Here is an 8836-nt window from a genome sequence, read left to right as displayed (position 1 = left end):
CCGCGCGAGACGTAATCTCGCACCGACTCGCAATAGGCGATCGCCTCTTTGCAGGTCGCTTGCGAGCCTTGCTCGAGCTTGAGATCGCATTCGAGGATTTCTTTCGTTTCCTCGCCGATCAAGAGCTTGTGCAGATCTTGCAGATTAGGCAGGCCGTCGAGCATGAAGATGCGCTCGATCAGCATGTCGGCGTGCTTCATCTCGCCGATCGATTCGTCGTACTCGTGCTTGCCGAGCTTGTCGAGGCCCCAATGGTTGTACATCCGCGCGTGCAGGAAGTACTGGTTGATGGCCGTGAGTTCGTTCTTGAGCTGTGCGTTCAGATATTCGATGACTTTCTTATCGCCTTGCATTCCGATTCCTTCTTCATGGGGCATTGAAGGCAAACGATAAACGCTGACAGACCAAAAGCCAAGGCTTCGCGCCGGAAGTCGGCCGTTCGGCAGAGGTCCACCCATCGTTCGCCCATCGAAAAAGCCGGGCGCGCGGCCCGGCTTCGTCGATGCAACCACGTCTAACGCAGCGGCCTCAGGCCGTTACGACGGGCAGCTTGCCGATCTTGGCCTGCCATTCCTTCGGCCCCGTCTGATGCACGGACGTGCCCGTCGAATCGACGGCCACCGTCACGGGCATATCCGAGACGTCGAATTCGTAGATCGCTTCCATGCCGAGATCCTCGAACGCGAGCACCTTCGCGCCGCGAATCGCTTTCGAGACGAGATAGGCCGCGCCGCCGACCGCCATCAAGTAAGCCGCCTTGTGCTTCTTGATCGCGTCGATGGCCACGGGGCCGCGCTCGGCCTTGCCGATCATCGAAATGAGGCCCGTTTGCGCGAGCATCGTCTCGGTGAACTTGTCCATGCGGGTAGCCGTGGTCGGGCCCGCGGGGCCGACGACTTCGTCGCGCACCGGGTCTACGGGGCCGACGTAGTAGATCACACGGTTCGTGAAATCGACGGGCAGCTTTTCGCCCTTGGCGAGCATGTCGGCGATGCGCTTGTGCGCCGCGTCGCGGCCCGTGAGCATCTTGCCCGACAGCAGCAGCGTCTGGCCCGGCTTCCAGCTCGCGACTTCCTCCGGCGTGAGCGTATTGAGATCGACGCGCTTGCTCGTCTCCGTGTTCGGCTCCCATTGCACCTTCGGCCATGCGTCGAGCGGGGGTGCTTCGAGATGGGCCGCGCCCGTGCCGTCGAGCGTGAAGTGCGCATGGCGCGTGGCTGCGCAGTTCGGGATGATCGCGATCGGCTTGGAGGCCGCGTGCGTCGGCGCAGCCATGATCTTGACGTCGAGCACGGTGGCCAGGCCGCCGAGCCCTTGTGCGCCGATGCCGAGCGCATTCACCTTCTCGTGCAGCTCGACGCGCAGCTCTTCGATCCAATCGCGCGGACCGCGGGCGATGATCTCCTGGATGTCGATCGCGTCCATCAGCGATTCTTTCGCCATCAGCATCGCCTTCTCGGCGGTGCCGCCGATGCCGATGCCGAGCATGCCCGGCGGGCACCAGCCGGCGCCCATCGTGGGCACGGTCTTCAGCACCCAGTCCACGATCGAATCGGACGGGTTGAGCATCGCGAACTTCGATTTGTTCTCGGAGCCGCCGCCCTTGGCTGCTACCTGGACGTCCACCTTATCGCCGGGCACGATCTCGTAGTGGATCACGGCGGGCGTGTTGTCTTTCGTATTCTTGCGGGCGCCCTCGGGCGGATTGACGATCGATGCGCGCAGGACGTTGTCGGGGTTCAGATAGCCGCGACGCACGCCTTCATTGACCATGTCGGTGACGCTCATCGTGGCCGGGCCGCTTTCGCTGCCCCAGCGCACGTCCATGCCGATCTTCAGGAAGATCGTGACGATGCCGGTATCTTGGCAGATCGGCCGGCGGCCTTCGGCGCACATGCGGCTGTTCGTCAGAATTTGCGCGATGGCGTCTTTCGCGGCCGGGCTTTCTTCGAGCTCGTACGCGCGGCCGAGGGCCTGAATGTAATCGAGCGGATGGTAGTAGCTGATGTACTGCAGCGCGTCGGCGACGCTCTGGATGAGGTCTTCCTGTTTGATGACTGTCATGGCTGAAGGCTGTGGGGACGGAGCGGCAAGTCGAACAACGTGTGCGCCCGAAAAGCGCGCGAAAAATCGCGCTATTGTACCGCGCCGGCGCGGGCGGCACCGGAGGCGGGCGCACACCCGCCGTCGATGCCTGACGGTAGCCGCAGCAGCGAGGCAGCGGCGCAGCGACGGGCGACGGCTAGGCCGGCCGAATGACCGGGCGAGGGCAGCGTAAACCCGAATGCGGCAAAGCGCGCCCGCAGGTTCGGCTAGCATGATGGGAAGCGGTATGTTGCCGAACGGGCAAGGCGCTGCGCGACGCGACGAGAGCGGCGATCGAACGCAATGGGCGAGCGGCCGAACGGCCGATGGCCCGCTATGTAAGAACCCGGTAAGTTGACGGCGGTACTCTGCAACGACTTCTTGCGAACGCGGCGCGTCGCGCGCCTCGTTGTTGCAATGCGGCATTTCATATGTCCTTGGCGCGGTTTCGCGGCAGATCTGCGCGGCCGTCGCCGGATTCGAGTTTCATCTTGTCGATAAGGGAGTAGTCGATGTCTGCGATTGAATCGGTTCTTCACGAAGGCCGTGTGTTTCCGCCGTCCGCGGAAGCGGCGGCCGGTGCCACGGTCTCGGGAATGGACGCCTATCGTGCGCTGACGGCCGAGGCCGAGCGGGATTACGAGGGCTTTTGGGCCAGGCTCGCGCGCGAGACGCTCGCGTGGCGCAAACCATTTACGAAGGTGCTCGACGAGTCCGACGCGCCCTTTTACAAGTGGTTCGAAGACGGTGAACTCAACGCGTCGTACAACTGTCTCGATCGTCATGTCGAAGCGGGGCACGGCAATCGCACGGCCATCGTGTTCGAGGCCGATGACGGCACCGTCACGAACGTCACCTACCAGGACCTGCTGCAGCGCGTTTGCCGCTTCGCGAATGCGTTGAAGCGCCGCGGCGTCAAGAAGGGCGATCGCGTCGTCATCTATATGCCGATGTCCGTGGAGGGCGTCGTCGCCATGCAGGCTTGCGCGCGTATCGGCGCGCCGCACTCGGTCGTGTTCGGCGGCTTCTCGTCGAAGTCGTTGAACGAACGGCTCGTCGACGTCGGCGCCGTCGCGCTCGTCACGGCCGATGAGCAAATGCGCGGCGGCAAGGCGCTGCCGCTCAAGCGCATTGCGGACGAAGCACTCGCGATGGGCGGATGCGAAGCCGTCAAGAGCGTGTTCGTCTATCGCCGCACAGGTGGGGCCATCGAGTGGAACGCGTCGCGCGATGCGTGGATGCACGAGGCCGTCGCGCAGGAATCCGATACGTGCGAGCCGGAATGGCTGAGCGCCGAGCATCCGCTGTTCGTGCTCTACACGTCGGGCTCCACGGGCAAGCCTAAGGGCGTGCAGCACAGCACGGGCGGCTATTTGCTGTGGGCGGCGCAGACGATCAAATGGACGTTCGACTGGAAGCCGTCGGACGTGTTCTGGTGCACGGCCGACATCGGCTGGGTCACCGGCCACACCTACATCACCTACGGGCCGCTCGCGCTCGGCGCGACGCAAGTAGTGTTCGAGGGCGTCCCGACGTATCCGGACGGCGGCCGCTTCTGGAACATGATCGAGAAGCATAAGGTCAGCATCTTCTATACGGCGCCTACGGCCATCCGTTCGCTGATCAAGATCGCCGAGGCCGACGCGAACGTGCATCCGGCGCGCTACGACTTGTCGAGCCTGCGCATTCTCGGCACCGTCGGCGAGCCGATCAATCCTGAAGCATGGATTTGGTACTACGAGCAAGTGGGCGGCAAGCGCTGCCCCGTCGTCGATACCTGGTGGCAGACGGAAACGGGTGGCCACATGATCGCGCCGTTGCCGGGGGCGACGCCGCTCGTGCCGGGTTCCTGTACGTTGCCGCTGCCGGGCATCATGGCCGCGATCGTCGATGAAACGGGGCAAGACGTGCCGAACGGGCAGGGCGGCATCCTCGTCGTGAAGCGGCCGTGGCCTGCGATGCTGCGCACCGTGTGGGGCGATCCCGAGCGCTACAAGAAGAGCTATTTCCCCGCGGAGCTGGGTGGCAAGCTGTACCTCGCCGGCGACGGCTCGGTGCGCGACAAGGAGACGGGCTACTTCACGATCATGGGGCGTATCGACGACGTGCTCAATGTCTCGGGCCACCGGCTCGGGACGATGGAGATCGAATCGGCGCTCGTCGCGAATCCGATCGTGGCCGAAGCGGCCGTGGTGGGGCGTCCCGACGATACGACGGGTGAAGCCGTCGTCGCGTTCGTCGTGCTGAAGCGGGCACGACCCGAAGGCGAGGAGGCGGCAAAGCTCGCCAACGAATTGCGCGCTTGGGTGGCCAAGGAGATCGGACCGATCGCGAAGCCGAAGGACGTGCGGTTCGGCGACAACCTGCCGAAGACGCGTTCGGGCAAGATCATGCGGCGCCTGTTGCGCTCGCTGGCAAAGGGCGAGGAGATCACGCAAGACATCTCGACGCTCGAAAATCCCGCGATCCTCGAACAGCTCGCGCAAGCGCGCTGACGTGCGGAGGTGGCCGCTTCGCTTGCGCTCGCTGTAAGGAGCGGGGAGCGGACGCAACGCGGGCCTCACGTCGCATTGAGGTGCGGCGCCGCGCTGTGTAAAGGGCCGGCACGGACAATCCCGATTGCCCGTGCCGGCCCTTTTTGGTACATAGGCGCATGGCCGCGCCACGTACGCTCGATTCCCTTGTTCAACGCACGCTCGAACCGCCCCCGGTTTCGCGTGCGATGGCGCTCGCCCATCGCCGTTACTGGCGTTTCAACGTCGTCTTGATCAGCGTGTTGATGCTGATCGGTTTTGTTTTCTCGTTCGTGGTTCCGCTGCTTGCGCGCGTGCTGTCGAGCGTTCGAGTGGCGGGATTCCGGCTGCCGTTTTATATCGGTGCGCAAGGCGCGATCATTGTGTACCTCGTGCTGATCGCCGTTTATATCGTCGCGATGACGGGCGCGGACCGCCGCTTGCGGCAGGCCGCCGCGTCCGATGCGCCGAACGATGAGGATGCCGAGCACGAGGCGGCGCGATGACGCTCGTGAGCCGGCTGGTCCGTGCGTATGTGCTTTATACGCTCGGCTTCTTTGTGTTCATCTATACGATGTGGCGGATCGAACAGGCGACGGGCCCGGGCGTTTGGGTCGGCTATGTCTTCTTGTTCGTGCCCATCGCGGTCTATGCCGTGATCGGATTGTTGTCGCGCACGTCCGATCTCGTCGAATACTACGTGGCGGGGCGGCGGGTGCCGGCCGCGTTCAACGGCATGGCAACGGCGGCCGATTGGTTGTCCGCCGCTTCGTTCATCGGGCTTGCCGGTTCGCTGTACGCCACGGGCTACGACGGGCTGGCGTACTTGATGGGATGGACGGGTGGCTACTGCCTCGTCGCGTTCTTGCTTGCGCCGTATGTGCGCAAGCTCGCGCGCTACACGATTCCCGATTTTCTCGGCACGCGCTATTCGAGCAACGTCGTGCGTGGGATCGCGGCTGCGGCGGCCATTCTCTGCTCGTTCGTTTATCTCGTCGCTCAGATTCAGGGTGTGGGGCTCATCGCGACGCGCTTCATCGGCGTCGACTTCGCGATCGGCATTGCGTGCGGATTGGCCGGCATTCTCGTCTGCTCGTTTCTCGGCGGCATGCGAGCGGTCACTTGGACGCAGGTGGCTCAGTACGTCATTCTCATCAGCGCATTCTTGATCCCTGTATCGATGATCGGGCACAAGGAAGGGCTCGGATGGGTGCCGCAGGTGACGTATGGGCGGTTGATGGCGCGTATGGAGAAACTCGATCGCATCGTGCGCGACTCGCCGCAAGAGCGCAGCGTTCGCGTGTCGTATCGGGAACGGGCCGCGCATATCGATGCGCAGATCGCCGCATTGCCGGGCTCGTACCTGGATCAAAAGGCGCGCCTGATGCGCGAGCTCGACGACTTGCGGCGTCGCAATGGGCCGTTGCGCGATATTCATGAACGCGAGGTCGCGCTCGAGGCGTTTCCGCGCGATGTGGCGGCGGCGCGGGTGGTATGGACGCAGGCGCGCGACGATCTGCTGGCGCGTGCGATGGATCCCGTGCCGATGTATGAGCCGTTTCCTGCGGCGAACGACGACGATCGGATCACGCACGAGCGCAATTTCTTGTCGTTGCTGCTGTGCTTGTCGTTGGGTACCGCGAGCTTGCCGCACATCTTATCGAGGTACAACACGACGACTTCCGTCGGCTCGGCACGGCGCTCGGTTGCGTGGACGTTGTTTTTCGTCGCACTGTTTTACGTCACGGTGCCGGTGCTGGCGGTGTTGATCAAGTATGAGGTGATGACGCATCTCGTCGGTCACTCGATGACCGATTGGCCCGCGTGGGTGACGCAATGGCATCGCGCAGAGCCGGGCTTGATCGGGATCGATGGGGGCAATGGAGACGGGATCATTCGGTGGTCGGCGATACGAATGCGGCCCGACATCGTGGTGCTGGCCGCGCCCGAGATTGCGGGGCTGCCGTATGTGATTTCGGGGCTGGTTGCGGCGGGGGCGCTGGCGGCGGCGCTGTCGACCGCGGATGGGTTGTTGCTGACGATCGCCAATGCGTTGTCGCACGACATCTACTACCACATGGTCGATCGTGCGGCGTCTAGCCAGCGGCGCGTGACGATATCGAAGATTTTGCTGCTTGGGGTGGCGCTGTTCGCTTCGTATGTCGCGTCGCTCAATGCGGGGAACATTCTGTTTCTCGTCGGGGCGGCGTTTTCGTTGGCGGCTTCGAGCTTTTTCCCGGTGCTGGTGCTGGGTGTGTTCTGGAAGCGGACGACCAAGCGCGGGGCCGTGGCGGGGATGCTCGCCGGGTTGGGCGTGTGCGTGTATTACATCGTGTCGACGTACCCGTACTTCAGGCAGTTGACGGGGTTCGTCGGGCCGCGGTGGTTTGGGATCGAGCCGATCAGTTCAGGGGTGTTCGGGGTGCCGGCGGGGTTCGTCGCTACGATCGTCGTGAGTCTGATCGATCGGGCGCCGGATGCTTATACGAAGGCGCTCGTCGACTATATTCGGCATCCGTGACGCGGGGTGGAAACGCGGGTGATGGTAGGAGCCGCGAGAAGATGAGCCCTCGCTGCGAAAGACTCTGCTATAATGCGCGGCTCTCGGAGAGATGGATGAGCGGTTTAAGTCGCACGCCTGGAAAGCGTGTATAGGTTAACAGCCTATCGGGGGTTCGAATCCCCCTCTCTCCGCCAGGATACAAGCAACGACGGGCCTCTCGGCCCGTTTTTCGTTTCTACCCGCACCGGTACCCACACCGCGAATACCGGTTGAAATTGGATCCCTGGGGCCTGCCGAAACTGCGGTTTTCTGCATGGTCGAGTGCGCGTTGTCCTCAAAAATGAGCTGGCGATCCGCCTCACTGAGCCATTCGACGTATATCGATAAAGCTGGTAAGCGATAAACAAGCCGAAGATCGATATCGCGGCAGGGTAAAACCAAAGCCTCTCTCGCAGCAGGCCGGCGATCAACCGAAGCTTTATCGCGCCATGCCCAAGCAGTTAGATGGCGGCGAACTTTTCAGCCGCGAACAACCAGCTCTTTCCACATGCCCGGCCAGCCGTACTCGCCCTTGATCTGCGCGGGAATTGTCTTGATATGCCCCACCAGCGCGCCGTCGCTCATCCGGCTTCGGCGTGGCTTATCCTGCGCAGTACGTTGCTGCCTAGTGGCCCAGAACCGCGGCCAGTGCAAGCTCGTCGGCGATTTTTTTCAGCCTCTTGTCCCGCGTCCAAATCGTCACGCCAGGCTGTAGCTTCGCGGAGGCGAGCAGCGACGCATCGACGTAGCCGATCCCACGACTAAACAGCCGCTGTTGCTCGATCAGATAGAAGACTTCGTCAGGCGTGGCGACGGGCACTCGCGGCAGATCGTTCAAAGCTCGAAGCACGGTAGAGCGGTCGCGCAAACTGCTTAGCGAAATTTCGCCGATTACATACGGATGGATCCGGACACGGTCATGGAGCAGAAGGTCGACCATAATCTGCTCCGAATGATCGATGTGATCGATCCACACAGATGTGTCGACAAGGATCATTCGCGCTCCTGCCGGCGGCGAGGCGCAGCAGTGATGCCCGGTTGACTACCGCCCAAGGCAGCGAGCCTGCGCGCGGCTTCGCGCTCGATAAGCGCTTTTAACGCTTCGCGCACGAGAGCGGACTTCTCGCTCAACCCGGTGTAGTCCTGTGCGCGAGAGATTAAATCATCGTCCAAAGCGATTGTGGTTCGCATGACAACCTCCGTGGTGAGGCACGATTATAGCATCGATTGATGTCTAAAGTCGTGCGATATGAGAGGAGGCGGAGGAAACGTCCAGACATTGTCTGGAAAATCATGGTCGATGAGCGACGTCTCAGATGAGAGCGTCAAGACCAACGCAAATGCCCCTTGGTCCGCCTGTTTCTTCAAACCCTTATGCAGTTCGTGGACGTTGGATGCAGAAAATGGACAGTGATATTTTGCGCCGAGGCCGTCCTAACGGATAGCGCTGTTGCTCCCTTGGCGACAACAATGGCAAAGCGCCGGACAGCACTCGCAGGGTCTACTGAATTCCGGCTAAGCGCCTGCAGCCGGTACCGGGAGGATGCCGGTGGAATCAAAAGCACCTAACTGCGCTTTTCCAGAGAAAGCGGCCTGAACTCTAGGGGCATCGCGTCCTCGGACGCTATGTTGGTCCCGGCGAATGTTTGGCGATATACGGCGGGTGTGGTCTGTTTGAATGCACGAAACTGCCGGT

8 protein-coding genes, 1 tRNA gene and 1 pseudogene are annotated in these 8836 nt (G+C 62.4%); 4 read left to right on the top strand and 6 right to left on the bottom strand.

Annotation, left to right across the window (positions count from 1 at the left end):
- Both bfr and ACTHNZ_RS22325 read right to left on the bottom strand, forming a co-directional pair.
- Positions 1-353 (bottom strand): bacterioferritin (gene bfr, locus ACTHNZ_RS22330; protein WP_440544762.1); only part of this gene is annotated, 353 nt, incomplete at its 3' end.
- A gap of 175 nt (positions 354-528) precedes the next feature.
- Positions 529-2064 (bottom strand): fumarate hydratase, encoded by a 1536-nt coding sequence (locus ACTHNZ_RS22325; protein ID WP_440544761.1) that lies wholly within the window; start codon positions 2062-2064, stop codon positions 529-531.
- A gap of 533 nt (positions 2065-2597) precedes the next feature.
- Between ACTHNZ_RS22325 and acs the strand changes: the two genes are divergently transcribed.
- The 4 genes from acs (at position 2598) to ACTHNZ_RS22305 (ending at position 7295) form a co-directional block, all read left to right on the top strand.
- Positions 2598-4580, top strand: a complete 1983-nt coding sequence (gene acs / locus ACTHNZ_RS22320; RefSeq protein ID WP_440544760.1) for an acetate--CoA ligase — start codon at positions 2598-2600, stop codon at positions 4578-4580.
- A 158-nt stretch (positions 4581-4738) separates the two neighbouring features.
- Positions 4739-5104, top strand: coding sequence for a DUF4212 domain-containing protein (locus ACTHNZ_RS22315; RefSeq protein ID WP_440544759.1), 366 nt, complete (start codon positions 4739-4741; stop codon positions 5102-5104).
- Positions 5101-7119, top strand: a complete 2019-nt coding sequence (locus tag ACTHNZ_RS22310; RefSeq protein ID WP_440544758.1) for a sodium:solute symporter family protein — start codon at positions 5101-5103, stop codon at positions 7117-7119. The genes ACTHNZ_RS22315 and ACTHNZ_RS22310 overlap by 4 nt, the downstream gene beginning before the upstream one ends.
- Before the next feature lie 85 nt (positions 7120-7204).
- Positions 7205-7295, top strand: a tRNA-Ser gene (locus tag ACTHNZ_RS22305).
- Here the strand turns inward: ACTHNZ_RS22305 and ACTHNZ_RS22300 are convergent.
- From ACTHNZ_RS22300 to ACTHNZ_RS22285, 4 genes and pseudogenes are all read right to left on the bottom strand, one after another.
- Entirely contained in the window at positions 7263-7601 is a 339-nt protein-coding gene (locus ACTHNZ_RS22300) for a DUF2127 domain-containing protein (RefSeq protein WP_440544763.1), read from the bottom strand. The two genes, ACTHNZ_RS22305 and ACTHNZ_RS22300, sit on opposite strands and share 33 nt — an antisense overlap.
- Positions 7602-7623: 22 nt before the next feature.
- A pseudogene (locus tag ACTHNZ_RS22295) lies at positions 7624-7767 on the bottom strand (IS3 family transposase); the annotation flags it as partial.
- Entirely contained in the window at positions 7766-8137 is a 372-nt protein-coding gene (locus ACTHNZ_RS22290) for a type II toxin-antitoxin system VapC family toxin (protein WP_440544757.1), read from the bottom strand. The pseudogene ACTHNZ_RS22295 and the gene ACTHNZ_RS22290, both read right to left, overlap by 2 nt.
- On the bottom strand, positions 8134-8331 hold the full coding sequence (locus ACTHNZ_RS22285) for a type II toxin-antitoxin system VapB family antitoxin (RefSeq protein ID WP_440544756.1): 198 nt from the start codon (positions 8329-8331) through the stop codon (positions 8134-8136). Before ACTHNZ_RS22285 ends, ACTHNZ_RS22290 begins: the two co-directional genes overlap by 4 nt.
- Positions 8332-8836 lie beyond the last annotated feature (505 nt).

The organism is Trinickia sp. (assembly GCF_051953955.1).
Classification (GTDB): Bacteria; Pseudomonadota; Gammaproteobacteria; order Burkholderiales; family Burkholderiaceae; genus Trinickia.
This window is presented reverse-complemented; position numbering and strand designations above follow the sequence as displayed.